Below are 14,151 nucleotides of genomic sequence, written 5' to 3'. Positions count from 1 at the left end.
GCGACATGGCTGGTAGTGTGAACAAGGTGATTCTGGTGGGCAATCTCGGGCGCGACCCGGAGATCCGCAACACCCAGTCCGGCATGAAGGTCGTCAACCTGGCCGTCGCCACCTCCGAGAGCTGGAACGACAAGGCCAGCGGCGAGCGCAAGGAGCTGACCGAGTGGCACCGCGTGGTCATCATGAATGACCGTCTGGCGGATGTGGCCGAGAAATACCTGAAGAAGGGCTCCAAGCTCTATCTGGAAGGCAAGCTGCAGACCCGCAAATGGACCGACCAGTCCGGCCAGGAGCGCTATACCGCCGAGATCATGATCGGCCGCTTCAACGGCGAGCTGGTGCTGCTGGACCGTGCCGGCGGTGGTGGCGGCGGCATGGGTATGGGCGGTGGCATGAGTGGTGGCATGGGCGGTGGCGACGAGTACGCGCCGCGCGCCGCCTCCGCCCCGGCCGCGAAATCCCCCGCCCGCGCTGTCGGCGGCTGGGATACGCGGCCGAGCACTGGCGATCTGGACGACGAAATCCCGTTCTAACCCCCGCCTGACCTCGGCGGCTTGCCGCAAACCGCGCCTTTCCGGCGCGGTTTTTTTATGGTGAACAATCCGGCCGCCCACGTCTTTATCGTTACGAATCCAGCATATATGTGCTAAATCGCACCTAATTTAAAAAACGGTATCATCATAGCTTATTATAACGTCCGCGCGTCGATTCAAAAAAACATCAACCCTAACGTGCCACGGCGTCGCGGCCAGATCCGGTCAAATCTCTTTTAAAGCAATCAAAAAATGCTGTTAAATTCAATAGCCTTTTCTGACAGCCTACTTTTCTGTCGAAAAGATTAAAGCCACTTCATTTTCTGCGCTCAGCCTACCGACGCGATTCATTTTGCTTGAAGTTGATGCGAAATCATTACTATCGATACATGCAAAGATAGCTTCACAAACATCCTTTCACTAAACGTTCGCCTTGGGCACCAGATCAGAATGAAGCCGACCTTCCGCGCCTTTGCCGCATGGCTGGCCGCTTTGGCAGGGCAGAAACGCGCGAGCACTGCACTGCTCACCGCCTCAAGCACGCCCCGCTTCAGTGACCCGAGGTGATCCGCCGCGCCAAAGCCTGCGTAGACAGATTTTAACCCGGAAGGACCGATCCATGCGCGGATGGCTGCTCATTCCCTTGCTGCTGCTGATCTCAGGCTGTGCCGGAACCCCCGCGCCCGTCATCGCGCCGCAACCGCAGAAACCGGTTGAGATGTCGCGCCTGTTTACCGGCACCTGGTACGAAATCGGCCGCATCCCGATGCAGCTGACCGATGGCTGCGTCGCCGGCACCACAAGCTATTTCGCCAACGCCCAGGGCCAATTGATGGAGCGCGATGCCTGCCGCATGCACACGCCGGCGGGCAGGGAAAAATCCTTCCAGGGCACCGTCGCGATTCTGGCGCCCGGGGCCAACAACAAATTTCTCGTGCGCTACCGGCTCTGGCACCTGTTCACCATCCCCTACACCTACTGGGTCCTCGATCACGCCGCCGATTATAGCTGGTTCATCGTCGCCAACCCGCAAATGACGCTGCTTTCCTTCTTCACCCGCACACCCGATCCCTCCCCGGCGCTGGTGGAAAAGCTGACGGCGCGTGTCCGTGCGCTGGGCTATGAAGGCAAGCTGGAATATCCCGCCCGCTTCCCGCCGACCGGCCAACCGGGTAAATGACGCGGATAACGGGAGACATTCCATGCGGCTCTGGGCCATCGCCTTCATTCTCTGCGCCGCCGCCAACGCCGCCTTGGCCGATGAGGCCAGCCAGTGCCAGGCGCGGCAAGGCCAGTACCTAACCGGCACCATCGCCCATGGCCCGTTCTTCGTCCGCGCCCGGGCGTATCGCGACGGGGTGGCGCTTTCCCACAGCAAGATCCTGCTGCGCGGCGATGATGGCCAGATCTATGATATTCGCGCGGATAACGTCTTCGCGGCCGGCTACGATGCGGCCCCCGGGGCGGTGCCGGCGCCACTTTCAGCGCTGCATCCCGGCATGCGGCTGGCGCTGTGCGGCAAACTCTACAGGCTGCGCAACGGACGAATGGGAATGGACTGGGTGCATACCAATTGCGACGACACCCCGCGCCCCAGCGCCCCGGATGGGTTTCTGAAACAGCTCGGCCCGGACGCAACGCCCGGGCCGAACCTTGAAAATGCCCGCGAATATTGCCGGCTTTGGTAAAGCCCGGCGCGCGTCTGAATCTAACCCGCCATTTGTCAGCCTTTAGGTAGCCGGCACGAGGCTGGACGCGCTCTTGCGCGCCATCACATAATAGACCGGGCTGATCACGCAGAGCCCAACGATCCAGGAGAGATCCACCCCATCCAGCGCCTTCGCCACCGGGCCGGTATAGAGATCGTTCGAGACAAACGGCAGCTGAATGAGAATCCCCAATATATAGCAGAAGATCGCGGATTTATTGAAGCGCCCATAGATGCCGCCCTCGGCGGTGAAAAACGCCCCGACATCATAATCCCCATGCCGCACCAGGTAGAAATCCACCAGATTGATCGCCGTCCAGGGCACCAGCACATAGAGCAGCAACAGGATGAAGTTGGTGTAGTTGGTCAGGAAGGCCCCCGCCGCGAACAAGGCGATGGCGAGACCAACTAACGTGATCGCGATGGCGGTGGTGGTGCGCGCCGCCGCCCCCGGCTTCCAGCCCGGCGCGAATGTATGCACCAGCGTGATGGTGGAGAGCACGCCGCAATAAAGGTTCATCGCATTGGTGCCGGCGATGCCGATGGAAAAAATGACCACAACCGGCACCGCGACCGCCCCGGTAAAGCTGGTGAGCCCCGCGACCGGATCACCATTCGCCGCAACCAGACCCAGCATCGCCCCCAGGATCATCGGGAAAATCGAGCCGAGCGTGCAGCCCCAGTAGGAGGCCCAGAACGCATCCTTGGCACCCGTATCATGCGGCATGTAGCGGCTATAATCCGAAACATAGGGCGCGTAGGCGATCTGCCAGAGCGCGCCGACCGAGACCATGCTGCAGAACCCGGCCAGGTTGAAATGGTTCATCGCCATGAAGTTGCCCGGCAGCCCATGCACCAGCACGATCCAGGCGAAGCTGACCAGCAGTGCCAGACCGGATGCCCAGGTGATCACCCGCGCGTAGGCGTGAATGAGGTCGTGCCCGAAAATCGTCGCGATCACGCTGATCACCGCGATCAGCACGATCAGCCAGCGCTGATCGATTCCCGCCGCGATCGTGTGCAAGGATTGTCCCGCGAGCACGATATTGGACGCCAGAAACCCGACATACATGACAATGACGATGGCCACCACCAGCACCGCGCCGATGGTCCCGAACTGCCCGCGCGTCTGCACCATCTGCGGCACGCCAAGCCGCGCGCCCTGCGCCGAGTGCAGCGCCATGAAAATCGCGCCGACCAGATTGCCGATGATGATCGAAAGGCAGGAGCTGGCGAAATCCAGCTTGAACACGGCTGATGCCAGCGAGCCGGTGATGATCGTCAGCATCATGATGTTCGAGCCGAACCAGATGGTGAACAGATCCCGCCAGGTACCGTGGCGCTGATCGAGAGGGATTTGGTAGATCGTATGTTGCTCGACTTTGCCAGGAGCTTCCGTGGCCATGTTGCTGTCCTTAGGGCTGGGGGTGGTACGCCGCGGCGGCGCGGAGATCAGGCCGAAATCGCATCGCGCCATGCCGGCAAATATTGCCGGAGGTCGCGGCGCAAGCAGCTTGCGGGCGAGACAGAACGGTCACGCGGTGCACTCCATTATTTAATCTTAGCCACAGCTTACACGAATCGAGCAGGCTTCCGCATTGAATTAACCGAACCAAGAGCCTCCCTTTTTCTGTGCATCAGGATGTTTTTTGGGCATTCCCACGCCGACCGCGCCCGCCACGCAGGCAGATCCCAGACTTCACCTCTCCCTCTCCCCACGCTAGGAGTAGGGCATGACCCGCACCACCGCGCATCTTGCCAGCCTCACCGCCTTCCCCAGCATCAGCGCCGATCCGAACGAGGACCTCATCCGCTGGAGTGCCGGGATCGTCACCGCGGCTGGTGGGCGGGTTCATGTTTTGGCAGGTGCAAAGCCAGGAAAACTTAATATGCTGGCGAGCTTCGGGCCACAGACCGGGGCCGGCATCGTGTTGTCCGGCCATAGCGATGTCGTACCCGTAGCCGGCCAGGACTGGCATACCGACCCGTTCGCGCTGACCGCGAAGGACGGCAAACTGCTAGGCCGTGGCAGCAGCGACATGAAAGGCTTCCTCGCCGCCTGCCTCAGCGCCGCCGAACGCGCCGACAAAACCCGCCTCACCCGGCCGCTGCATCTGGCATTTTCCTATGATGAAGAAGTCGGCTGCCTTGGCGTGCGGGATTTGTTGGAGCGGCTGCAGGCGGAAAATTTCCAGGCCGAAGGCTGCATCATTGGCGAGCCAACAGCGCAGCAGGTCGGCTTTGGGCATAAGGGTAAGATTTTCGGCTGCTTTTGCTGTCATGGCCAGCCCGCCCATTCCGCCAACCCGGCGCTGGGCTGCAACGCCATCGGCCTCGCCGCGGAAATGGTCGGCGCGGCGGAAACACTTCAGGCCGAGCTCCTCGCCACCGGCACGCGCGATGCCGCCTACCCGTTTCCGGTCACCTCCGTGCATGTCGGCACCATCAAGGGCGGCAGCGCGCTGAACATCGTGCCTGAGCGCTGCGACGTGGAATTCGAAATCCGCAATATCGCCGGGGATGATCCGCATGCGCTGGTTGCCCAGCTGCGCGCCCGGGCGGCGGAGATCATCGCCCGGCGCGGGCAGGGCCGGATCGAAATCGAGATCGCCAACGAATATCCAGGGTTGGAGACCGCGCCCGAAGATCCGTTCGCGGCAAAGATCCTGGCCGCAGCCGGCACCAGCCCCTGCAAGATCGGCTTCGGCACGGAAGGCGGGTTGTTCCAGTCGCGGCTTGGCCTACCTGTCGTGGTCTGCGGGCCGGGCAACATCGACCGCGCCCACAAGCCAGACGAATATATCACCCAGGACGAGCTCGATCAGTGCGATGCGTTCCTGGACCGCGTGATCGCCTCCCTGAGCGCCTGAAATCGCCTCAGCGCGTGCCTGGCAGTTTCTGATTCAGCAGCAGCTCCCGGCATAATTCGATGAAGGCGTCGGCCGTCGGGGTGCGACGCAGCCCTTTCAACGTCGCAATCCCATAGATCAGAGGCCGCAACTTATCTTCCAAACTCAGGTAGGCGAGCTTGTGCCCGTCCAGCGTCGAGAGGTTTTTCGGCTGCGCATTGGCCAGCCCATACCCTTCGCCCCGCGCCACCAGGCTGCGAATGATGTCGATATAAGCATAGCGCCCGGCAATGCGCGGCGCGATGCCAACCTCACGGAACAAGGACAAGAAATAATCGCGGCTCATCGGCAGATCGAGCAACAGAAAATCCTCGCCCTCCAGCTCCTTCAAACTAACCGAGCGCCGCCGTGCAAAGCGATGCGACCCGCCGACAAACGCGTAGGGCGGCAGCGGCGCCATCGGCATGAAGTCGAAATCCGGTGGGATGTTCATATCGTAGGTCAGCAATAGGGCGATGCGGCCATGGCGCAGGCTTTCGAACAATTCCGCCTGGTTGCCGTCCAGCGCATTCACCCGCGCCGCCTCGTAGCGCTTGCGAAATACCGAGAGCATCTCCGGCACCGCCAGCGGAAACAGCGTCGAGAGACAGCCAATTTCCAGCGGTCCGCCAATCTTCGCTGAAATCATCGACGCGGCCGCCTGCACCTCTTCCGCCTGCAGCAGCAACGCCTTCGCTTCACGCAGAAAACGCTGCCCCTCGGCGGTCAGTGACAACCCTTGCGCGTGGTGACGGATGAAAAGCTGGATGCCAAACTCTTCCTCCAGCGCCGTGATCGCCGAGGAAATCGAAGGCTGCGAGATATTCACCCGCTCGGAGGCCTGGGTGATGCTGCCGGTCTCCGCCGTCGCGACGAAATAGCCAATCTGTTTCAGCGTGAAGCGCATGTTCCCGCCCTCAAGAAATTTGAATCAACATATCAGAAGATTATATTTTACAAAACCAGCAACAACGTGGAAACCGGATGCGACCGTTCAGGAGTTTCGCATGACCTTCTCCCTCGTCGCGCGCTGCCCACGTTCAGGCCAGTTTGCCGTTGCCGTCACCTCCTCATCGCCCGCCGTCGCGGCACGCTGCGCCTTTGCCCGTGCGGGTGTCGGTGCCGCAACAACCCAGAACGTGACCGACCCGCGGCTGGCACCGCAACTTCTGGATGCGCTGGAATCTGGCCTCACCGCCGCTGCGGCGATCGAAAAAATTGCAGGCAGCGCAAGCTTCCCCGAGTTCCGGCAACTGACCCTCATCGATACCCATGGAAAAACTGCAGTATTTTCCGGCGCCCGGACGCTTGGTGTCACCGGCGAGGCGCGCGGAAGCAACGCGGCCGCCGCCGGCAATCTGCTGGCCGATAACGGCGTTCCGCAGGCTGTGATCGACGCGTTTGTGGCCAGCGATCCGAACCTGGAACTTGGCGCGCGTGTGATCGAAGCGATGCTGGCGGGGCTTGCCGCCGGCGGCGAAGCCGGGCCGATCAAATCCGCCGGCCTCATCGTGGTCGACAAACAAGCCTGGCCGCTGGCGGATCTGCGGGTCGATTGGCACGACGCGCCGCTGCACGAACTCGCCCGGCTCTGGGAGATTTGGCAACCGCAAATGCATGACTACGTCACCCGCGCGCTGAACCCGACCGCCGCCCCCGCCTACGGCGTGCCGGGCGATGAGTGACGCCAGCCTCTAATTCAGATAATCCTGATCCAGCCGGCGGCGCATCTGCGCGAAATGCGCTTCGGCGAATTCCGGCTCGCTGTCCCAGGCTTGCGCGGTCTTCTCCGCCACCTCGTCATTCAGCACGCTGAGCGTCTGCCCGGTCGCGTAGGCCAGCATCAAGGTTCGGGCCCCGCGCTCGAAATGATAGAAGGCATCGAAGGCTTCGGCGGCAGTTTCGCCCGTGGCCAGCAGCCCGTGATTGCCCATCATCAGGATCTTCTTCTCGCCCAGAATCTTCGCCAAGCGCTCACCCTCGGCCTGGTTATCAGCCATCCCCGCATAGGCGCCATCCACCGCGACGCGGTTGAAGAACCGCGCACAGGTCTGATCCACCGGATATAATGTAGGGTCTTTCAGGCAGGCGAGCGCCGTGGCGTAGGCCGGGTGCAGATGCACCACACAGCGCGCCCGGGGCACCAGCCGATGGATCGCGCCATGGATCGCCCAAGCGGTGCTGTCCACATCTTCCGGCAATGCATTGGCCGCCCCATCCAGCAGCGCCAGTTCCGAGGCTTTCAGCGTCGCGAAATCACGCCAGCGGCGATTGATGAGGAATTGCGTGCCGTCATCGGACACTGCCAGCGAGATATGGTTGGCGGTCGCCTCCTGCCAATCCAGCATGGCGGAGAGCCTACATAAAGCCGCGAGCTCGCCGCGCAGCTTCATCTCACGTTGCTTCAAGTCGCTCATCACAATCCTCCAACAGCTCAGGGCAGTTCAGCGATCACGTCGATCTCGACCAGCCATTCCGGCCGCGCCAAAGCCACGATAACCAGCCCGGTGAACACCGGATAGACCCCCTTCAGCCAGCGTCCCGCGGTGCGATACACCGCCTCGCGATGCCGGATATCGGTGATATAGACGGTCACCTTGCAGATATGCTCCAGCGTCGCGCCGCATTCGCGCAGCAGCAGATCGATATTCTGCATCACCTTCTCGGTCTGCGCCGCCGGATCGCCAACGCCGACATTCTCGCGCGTGTCCAGATCCTGCGGCACCTGCCCGCGCAGATAGATCATCTTGCCCGTCACCACCGCCTGGCAGAGATCATTGTCGAGATTCTGCTCCGGATAGGTCTCCTTGGTGTTGAAGGGGCGAATACGCTTGTGAATCATCTCGAAAACTCCGCAGCCTACCCTACCATAGGCCGCCCGCCCCCTTTGTTAAACCTGATACTGCAAAGCCGTTGCATAAATTAAGCCGAACCAGTTGCCGGATTTTTCAGCAACAGACCTATAACGAGGGTAGGTTGAGGCCAAACTCCCGGGCGCAGTCCTTGGCGATGTCATAGCCCGCATCGGCATGGCGCATCACGCCGGTGGCCGGGTCGTTCCACAGCACCCGCTCCAGCCGCCTCGCCGCATCCTCAGTGCCATCCGCGCAAATCACCATGCCGGAATGCTGCGAAAACCCCATCCCGACCCCGCCGCCATGATGCAGCGAAACCCAGGTGGCGCCCGAGGCGCAATTCAGCAGCGCATTCAGCAACGGCCAGTCGGACACCGCATCCGAGCCATCCGCCATCGCCTCCGTTTCGCGATTGGGCGAAGCGACGGAGCCGCTATCCAGATGGTCACGCCCGATCACGATCGGCGCCTTCAGCTCGCCCTTCGCCACCATCTCGTTGAAGGCGAGCCCCAGCCGATGCCGGTCCCCCAGCCCGACCCAGCAGATGCGCGCCGGCAGGCCCTGGAAGGCAATGCGCTCCTTCGCCATGTCCAGCCAGTGATGCAGATGCTTGTCGTCAGGCAGCAGCTCCTTCACCTTCGCGTCGGTCTTGTAGATATCCTCAGGATCGCCCGAAAGCGCCGCCCAGCGGAACGGGCCGATGCCCCGGCAAAACAGGGGACGAATATAGGCCGGCACGAAACCGGGGAAGGTGAAGGCATTCTCAACCCCTTCCTCCTTCGCACGCTGGCGCAGATTATTGCCGTAATCGAAAGTCGGCACGCCCAATTTCACAAATTCCAGCATCGCCTCGACATGTTTGGCCATCGAGGCGCGCGCCGCCGCTTCCACCGCCTGCGGCGCGCTCTCGCGCCTGGCCTCCCACTCAGCAACGCTCCAGCCGGCGGGCAGATAGCCGTTCACCGGATCATGGGCGGAGGTCTGGTCGGTCAGCATGTCCGGCTTGATGCCGCGCTTGAGCATTTCCGGCAGAATTTCAGCGGCATTGCCCAGCAAGCCTACGGACACCGGCTTTTTCTCGGCAATGGATGTTTCGATGATCGCCATCGCCTCATCCAGCGTATCGGCGCGGACATCGACATAGCGTGTCTTCAACCGCATCTCGATCCGGCTCGCCTGGCATTCGATGGCAAGGCAGCTCATCCCCGCCATGGTCGCGGCGAGAGGCTGCGCGCCGCCCATGCCGCCCAGCCCGGCGGTGAGCACCCATTTACCGGCGACATCGCCGTTATAATGGCGCCGCCCCGCTCCCACAAAGGTTTCGTAAGTGCCCTGAACAATGCCCTGGGTGCCGATATAGATCCAGCTGCCCGCCGTCATCTGGCCATACATCATCAAGCCCTTGCGATCGAGCTCGTTGAAATGCGCCCAGTTCGCCCAGTTCGGCACCAGATTCGAGTTGGCGATGAGCACGCGCGGCGCATCCTTATGGGTGCGGAACACGCCCACCGGCTTGCCGGACTGGACCAGCAGGGTTTCATCATCGCCCAGGCTTTTCAGCGCACTGACGATCCGATCGAAGCTCTCCCAATCCCGCGCCGCCCGGCCGATACCGCCATACACCACCAGCTCTTCCGGCCGCTCGGCCACCATCGGGTCGAGATTATTCATCAGCATCCGCAACGGCGCTTCGGTCAGCCAGCTTTTCGCGGATAATATGCTGCCATGGTCGGCACGGATGATGCGGGCATTATCAAGGCGGGTCATGCGCTTAAACCTTTCAGAATGGTCTCAGGCACCGGCGGCACCGGCGCGGCGTGTTGTCCAAATCACAGGCGAGGCAAAATCTCAGGCAACCCCCGGCAGATCAAACCCAGCCAAGGCGCCCTCACCCAGCAGCGCGATGGCCATCTCGATATCCGGGGCGAAATGCCGGTCCTCTTCCAGCTTCGGCACCGCCGCGCGCAATCTTGCACGCGCCGCCTCCAACAAAGCCGAGGAGGTCAGCGTATGAAAATCGCAGCCCTGCGCCGCCGCCAGCCATTCGATGGCGATGATCGCGCGCAGATTCTCATTCATCCGCAGCAACCTCCGCGCGCCATGGGCGGCCATCGACACATGATCCTCCTGGTTGGCGGAGGTGGGAATGGAATCCACCGAAGCCGGGTAGGCGTTCTGCTTGTTCTCGGAGACCAAAGCCGCCGCCGTCACCTGCGGAATCATGAAACCGGAATTCAATCCGGGTTTCGGCGTCAGGAAGGCCGGCAGGCCGGAGAGCACCGGGTCGACCAGCAGCGAAATCCGCCGCTCGGTCAGCGAGCCGATTTCGCACACCGCCATCGCGATCATATCCGCCGCGAAGGCCACCGGCTCGGCATGGAAATTCCCGCCGGAGAGGGCGACCGCCGGGCCGGTGAAGATCAGCGGATTATCCGTCACGCCATTGGCTTCCGTCTCCAACGTCGCCGCCGCCTGGCGCAGCAGATCCAACACTGCCCCCATCACCTGTGGCTGGCAGCGTAGGCAATACGGGTCCTGCACCCGCTCATCGCCTTTCAGATGCGAGGCGCGAATGGCCGACCCCGCCATCAGCCCGCGCAGCGCCTCCGCCACCTCCGCCTGGCCGCGATGCCGGCGCACCGCATGGATGCGCGGATCAAACGGCGCATCGGAGCCCTTCGCGGCATCGGTGGAAAGCGCGCCCGTCACCAGCGCCGCGCGGAAATTCGCCTCCGCCTCGAACAGCCCGGCCAGGGCGTTGGCGGTGGAAAATTGCGTGCCGTTGAGCAGCGCCAGCCCTTCCTTGGGCCCCAGCACCAAAGGCGCCAACCCGGCTTCCGCCAAGGCCAGCTCTGCATCCTTCGCCACACCACCGACGAAAATCGCGCCGACTCCCATCATCGCCGCGGTCATATGCGCCAGCGGCGCCAGATCGCCCGAGGCGCCGACGGAACCCTGCGCCGGCACCACCGGGATCAGATCCTTCGCCAGCATCGCCTCCAGCATGCGCACGGTTTCCACCCGCACGCCCGAGGCGCCCTGGCCGAGCGAGCCCATCTTCAAGGCCAGCATCAGCCGCGCCACCGCGACGGGCATCGGCGCGCCCACCCCCGCCGCGTGCGAGAGCACGAGATTGCGTTGCAACGTTGCCAGATCCGCATCCGCGATGCGCACCGAGGCCAGCTTGCCGAAGCCGGTATTGATGCCATAGACCGGCTCGCCCCGGCCCAGAATCTCTGCCACCGCATCCGCCCCGGCCTGAACAGCCGGAAGCGCCGCTTCGTCAAGTTCGACGACAGCGCCTTGATAGATATCGCGCCATTGGGCGAGGCTCATCGCCCCGGGGGTGAGTTTCATGCGGCACTCCAGATACGTTGATGTAGCGGGTTGAACCCGATGCGATAGACCAGCTCCGCCGGGCGCTCGATGTCCCAGATCGCGAGATGGCATTTGGCCCCTGGCTTCAGCACGCCTACATCCGACCGCCCAAGTGCGGCGGCGGCATGGCGGGTGACGCCGAGCAGGCATTCCTCAACCGTGAGGCGAAACTGCGTGGCGGCCATGTTCATTGCCAGCAGCAAGGAGAAAAGCGGCGAGGTGCCGGGGTTGAGATCGGTGGAAACCGCCATGCGCACCCCATGGGTTCGAAACGAAGCAACCGGCGGCAGCCTGGTTTCGCGCAGCGTGTAGAAGGCGCCGGGCAGCAGCACGGCAACACTGCCCGCCCGCGCCATCGCCGCTGCGCCATCCTCGCTGGTATATTCAAGATGATCCGCCGAGAGCGCGCCAAACCTTGCCGCCAGCGCCGCGCCGCCAAGGTCCGAAAGCTGGTCCGCATGCAGTTTCACCGCCAGCCCGCAACGCGTCGCCGCCTCGAACACCTGCGCCATCTCCTCAGGCGAAAAGGCGATGCCCTCGCAAAACCCATCCACCGCGTCGGCCAGTCTGTGTCGCGCGACATGCGGGATCATCTCCTCGCAGAGCAACCGCAGATAATCCTCACGCGCCATCTCCGGCGGAAATCCATGCGCGCCCAGGAAGCTGGTGACAACATCCACGGCGCCGCCAAGCGACTTTGCTACCTCAAGACATTTATATTCCGCCTCCGGCGCCAACCCATAGCCGGATTTGATCTCGATGGTCGTCACCCCTTCGGCGAGCAGCGCTTCCAACCGCAATTCCGCTGCGCGGCGCAACTCATCGAAGCTGGCCGCGCGTGTGGCGCGCATCGTGCCCATGATGCCGCCGCCCGCCCGGGCGATCTCCTCATAGCTTGCCCCAGCCAGCCGCGCCTCGAATTCCCCCGCCCGGCTGCCGGCATAAACCAGGTGCGTATGGCAATCGATCAGCCCGGGCGTGATCCAGCGGCCCTCGCAATCCACCATTTCCTCGGCCTGCATCGCGCGCATCGGCCCGGCATAGAGAATGCGCCCGTGCGCCTCTGCCACCATGCCCGGCTCCACCAGCCCCAGGCCCGGCAGATCCGGGTCCATCGTCGCCAGCCTCGCATTGGTAAAAATCCGCTCTGCCCGCATGTTCTGAACCTTGGCGTTGAGGGAAAAGTTGTATATACAATATGCACGTCCGGGAGAGCTGTCCAGTGTCCGATCGCATCATTTTCCGCCACGCGTTGCTCCCCCAGGGTTGGGCCGCGAATGTCGCCATCTCCTTCGCGGCCGGGCGGATCACGCAAATTGAAACCGGCATCGAAGGCGGTGCCGGCATCGCTTTGCCGGGCATGCCCAATCTGCACAGCCATAGCTTCCAGCGCGCCATGGCCGGCCGGGCCGAGCATCGCGGCGCCGGAACCGACAGTTTTTGGACCTGGCGCGAGCTGATGTACAAGCTCGCCTGGTCGCTGGACCCGGAGGATGTGCAGGCCATCGCCACCCTCGCCTTCACCGAAATGCTGGAAGCCGGCTTCACCGCGGTCGCGGAGTTTCATTATCTCCACCACGCGCCGGACGGCACGCCCTATGCCGACATCGCGGAAATGGCCACGCGCATCGCCGCCGCCGCCGCCGCCGCCGGGATCGATCTGCTGCTGCTGCCGGTGTTCTACGCCCATTCCGGCTTTGGCGGGCAGGCGCCGGCTGAAGGCCAGCGCCGCTTCATCAATTCGCTGGACAGCTACGCGCGGCTGCATGAACGTTGCCAGGCGTTGGCCGCCACCGGCTGCGCCCCGCATTCGCTGCGCGCCGCCACGCGTGAGGAAATCACCGCGCTGAATCATCTGAACGGCGCCGCGCCGTTTCACATCCACATCGCCGAGCAGACCGCCGAGGTGGAGGCCTGCCTGGCCTTCTCCGGCGCCAGGCCGGTTGAATATCTGCTGGCAAATGCCCCGGTTTCGGCAAATTGGTGCCTGGTCCACGCCACCCATATCACCCCCCAGGAAGCCGCCGGTATTGCAAACGCCCAGGCGGTGGCGGGGCTCTGCCCGATCACCGAGGCCAATCTCGGTGACGGTATTTTCCCCGCCCAGCATTTCACCGGCGCCTTCGGCATCGGCTCGGACTCCAACATCCTCATCGATGCCGCGCGCGAGCTGCAGATGCTCGAATATTCCCAGCGCCTGGCGCAGCGCCAGCGCAATGTCATGGCCACGGACACGACCCGCTCGACCGCCACCGCGCTCTACCAAAACGCGCTGGCCGGCGGGGCGCAGGCCATTGGGCTGCCGGCCGGCCTTGTCATCGGCGCCCCGGCCAGCTTCGTCACCATCGCCGGCGAAACGCCGGAGGATGCGCTGGCCGACGCCCTCTTCACCGCCCGCGCGCCCGCGCTGCGCGATGTCTGGGTGCGCGGCAAACGGCTGGTGGAAGCCGGACAACATATCCACGCCCGGCCCGCCCGCGCCGCGTTCGAGGCAATTTTGCGCAAGCGGCTGTGACCGCCATGCCGTCTCCCCGCCCCGCCAAACTCTATGAGCAGGTCAAAGCCTATCTGCGGGAGGGCATCGCCAGCGGCATCTGGAAGGTGGGCGAGAAAATCCCCTCCGAGTTCGAGCTGATGGAGCGCCTCGGCGCCTCGCGGATGACGGTGCATCGTGCCTTGCGCGAGCTTTCCGCCGAGGGGGTGCTGCTGCGCCTGCAGGGCGCGGGCAGCTTCGTGCAGGCTCCAGCCCCGCGCTCGCCCTTGCTGGAAATCCACGACATCGCCGAGGA

14 protein-coding genes are annotated in these 14,151 nt (G+C 63.3%); 7 read left to right on the top strand and 7 right to left on the bottom strand.

Translation table 11 applies throughout. The annotated features are described in order from the left end of the window. Nucleotides 1-5: 5 nt before the first annotated feature. From ssb to MXAZACID_RS01550, 3 genes are all read left to right on the top strand, one after another. Complete coding sequence (gene ssb / locus MXAZACID_RS01560; RefSeq protein WP_039884652.1) at nucleotides 6-533, top strand: single-stranded DNA-binding protein; 528 nt, start codon at nucleotides 6-8, stop codon at nucleotides 531-533. Between the two features lie 619 nt (nucleotides 534-1,152). Beyond that, complete coding sequence (locus tag MXAZACID_RS01555) at nucleotides 1,153-1,713, top strand: lipocalin family protein (protein WP_008492255.1); 561 nt, start codon at nucleotides 1,153-1,155, stop codon at nucleotides 1,711-1,713. A gap of 22 nt (nucleotides 1,714-1,735) precedes the next feature. Then, complete coding sequence (locus MXAZACID_RS01550; protein ID WP_008492254.1) at nucleotides 1,736-2,221, top strand: hypothetical protein; 486 nt, start codon at nucleotides 1,736-1,738, stop codon at nucleotides 2,219-2,221. A 42-nt stretch (nucleotides 2,222-2,263) separates the two neighbouring features. On the opposite strand, the gene MXAZACID_RS01545 is transcribed toward MXAZACID_RS01550, so the two are convergent. Further along, a complete protein-coding gene (locus MXAZACID_RS01545) occupies nucleotides 2,264-3,646 on the bottom strand; it encodes a cytosine permease (RefSeq protein WP_039884861.1) in 1,383 nt (460 codons plus the stop codon). A gap of 328 nt (nucleotides 3,647-3,974) precedes the next feature. Here MXAZACID_RS01545 and argE point away from each other — a divergent pair, with 328 nt between their 5' ends. Next, complete coding sequence (gene argE, locus MXAZACID_RS01540) at nucleotides 3,975-5,111, top strand: acetylornithine deacetylase (RefSeq protein ID WP_008492252.1); 1,137 nt, start codon at nucleotides 3,975-3,977, stop codon at nucleotides 5,109-5,111. A 7-nt stretch (nucleotides 5,112-5,118) separates the two neighbouring features. Here the strand turns inward: argE and MXAZACID_RS01535 are convergent, their stop codons facing one another. Then, entirely contained in the window at nucleotides 5,119-6,036 is a 918-nt protein-coding gene (locus MXAZACID_RS01535; RefSeq protein ID WP_008492251.1) for a LysR family transcriptional regulator, read from the bottom strand. Between the two features lie 100 nt (nucleotides 6,037-6,136). On the opposite strand from MXAZACID_RS01535, the gene MXAZACID_RS01530 reads away from it, so the two are divergent. After that, complete coding sequence (locus tag MXAZACID_RS01530; RefSeq protein ID WP_008492250.1) at nucleotides 6,137-6,814, top strand: DUF1028 domain-containing protein; 678 nt, start codon at nucleotides 6,137-6,139, stop codon at nucleotides 6,812-6,814. Nucleotides 6,815-6,823: 9 nt separating this feature from the next. Here the strand turns inward: MXAZACID_RS01530 and MXAZACID_RS01525 are convergent, their stop codons facing one another. From MXAZACID_RS01525 to hutI, 5 genes are all read right to left on the bottom strand, one after another. Beyond that, nucleotides 6,824-7,546, bottom strand: a complete 723-nt coding sequence (locus MXAZACID_RS01525; RefSeq protein WP_008492249.1) for a class II aldolase/adducin family protein — start codon at nucleotides 7,544-7,546, stop codon at nucleotides 6,824-6,826. 17 nt (nucleotides 7,547-7,563) lie between these two features. Then, nucleotides 7,564-7,971: a RidA family protein gene (locus tag MXAZACID_RS01520; protein ID WP_008492248.1), complete on the bottom strand. Its 408-nt coding sequence runs from the start codon at nucleotides 7,969-7,971 to the stop codon at nucleotides 7,564-7,566. Between the two features lie 118 nt (nucleotides 7,972-8,089). Continuing rightward, a complete protein-coding gene (hutU, locus tag MXAZACID_RS01515; protein WP_008492247.1) occupies nucleotides 8,090-9,751 on the bottom strand; it encodes a urocanate hydratase in 1,662 nt (553 codons plus the stop codon). A gap of 81 nt (nucleotides 9,752-9,832) precedes the next feature. Then, a complete protein-coding gene (hutH, locus tag MXAZACID_RS01510) occupies nucleotides 9,833-11,341 on the bottom strand; it encodes a histidine ammonia-lyase (protein WP_008492245.1) in 1,509 nt (502 codons plus the stop codon). Beyond that, on the bottom strand, nucleotides 11,338-12,519 hold the full coding sequence (gene hutI, locus MXAZACID_RS01505; protein ID WP_039884651.1) for an imidazolonepropionase: 1,182 nt from the start codon (nucleotides 12,517-12,519) through the stop codon (nucleotides 11,338-11,340). The genes hutH and hutI overlap by 4 nt, the downstream gene beginning before the upstream one ends. A 65-nt stretch (nucleotides 12,520-12,584) precedes the next feature. Here hutI and MXAZACID_RS01500 point away from each other — a divergent pair, with 65 nt between their 5' ends. Together MXAZACID_RS01500 and MXAZACID_RS01495 are read left to right on the top strand one after the other, a co-directional pair. Continuing rightward, the gene (locus MXAZACID_RS01500; protein WP_008492243.1) at nucleotides 12,585-13,877 is read left to right on the top strand and encodes a formimidoylglutamate deiminase; all 1,293 of its coding nucleotides are present in this window, start codon (nucleotides 12,585-12,587) and stop codon (nucleotides 13,875-13,877) included. Between the two features lie 5 nt (nucleotides 13,878-13,882). Further along, the coding region (locus tag MXAZACID_RS01495) for a GntR family transcriptional regulator (RefSeq protein ID WP_039884860.1) at nucleotides 13,883-14,151 on the top strand (269 nt) is incomplete at its 3' end.

This window comes from Acidocella sp. MX-AZ02, assembly GCF_000306035.1.
Lineage (GTDB): Bacteria > Pseudomonadota > Alphaproteobacteria > Acetobacterales > Acetobacteraceae > Acidocella > Acidocella facilis.
The sequence above is the reverse complement of the archived record's forward strand: the minus strand, read 5'-3'. Positions and strand labels throughout refer to the sequence as shown.

What these genes read in the sequence shown, in the direction of transcription:
- hutH (WP_008492245.1), bottom strand. Translation starts at nt 11,341, where the DNA reads ATGAAACTCACCCCCGGGGCGATGAGCCTCGCCCAATGGCGCGATATC.
- MXAZACID_RS01525 (WP_008492249.1), bottom strand. Translation starts at nt 7,546, where the DNA reads ATGAGCGACTTGAAGCAACGTGAGATGAAGCTGCGCGGCGAGCTCGCG.
- MXAZACID_RS01545 (WP_039884861.1), bottom strand. Translation starts at nt 3,646, where the DNA reads ATGGCCACGGAAGCTCCTGGCAAAGTCGAGCAACATACGATCTACCAA.
- MXAZACID_RS01530 (WP_008492250.1), top strand. Translation starts at nt 6,137, where the DNA reads ATGACCTTCTCCCTCGTCGCGCGCTGCCCACGTTCAGGCCAGTTTGCC.
- ssb (WP_039884652.1), top strand. Translation starts at nt 6, where the DNA reads ATGGCTGGTAGTGTGAACAAGGTGATTCTGGTGGGCAATCTCGGGCGC.
- MXAZACID_RS01550 (WP_008492254.1), top strand. Translation starts at nt 1,736, where the DNA reads ATGCGGCTCTGGGCCATCGCCTTCATTCTCTGCGCCGCCGCCAACGCC.
- argE (WP_008492252.1), top strand. Translation starts at nt 3,975, where the DNA reads ATGACCCGCACCACCGCGCATCTTGCCAGCCTCACCGCCTTCCCCAGC.
- MXAZACID_RS01555 (WP_008492255.1), top strand. Translation starts at nt 1,153, where the DNA reads ATGCGCGGATGGCTGCTCATTCCCTTGCTGCTGCTGATCTCAGGCTGT.
- MXAZACID_RS01535 (WP_008492251.1), bottom strand. Translation starts at nt 6,036, where the DNA reads ATGCGCTTCACGCTGAAACAGATTGGCTATTTCGTCGCGACGGCGGAG.
- MXAZACID_RS01520 (WP_008492248.1), bottom strand. Translation starts at nt 7,971, where the DNA reads ATGATTCACAAGCGTATTCGCCCCTTCAACACCAAGGAGACCTATCCG.
- hutU (WP_008492247.1), bottom strand. Translation starts at nt 9,751, where the DNA reads ATGACCCGCCTTGATAATGCCCGCATCATCCGTGCCGACCATGGCAGC.
- hutI (WP_039884651.1), bottom strand. Translation starts at nt 12,519, where the DNA reads ATGCGGGCAGAGCGGATTTTTACCAATGCGAGGCTGGCGACGATGGAC.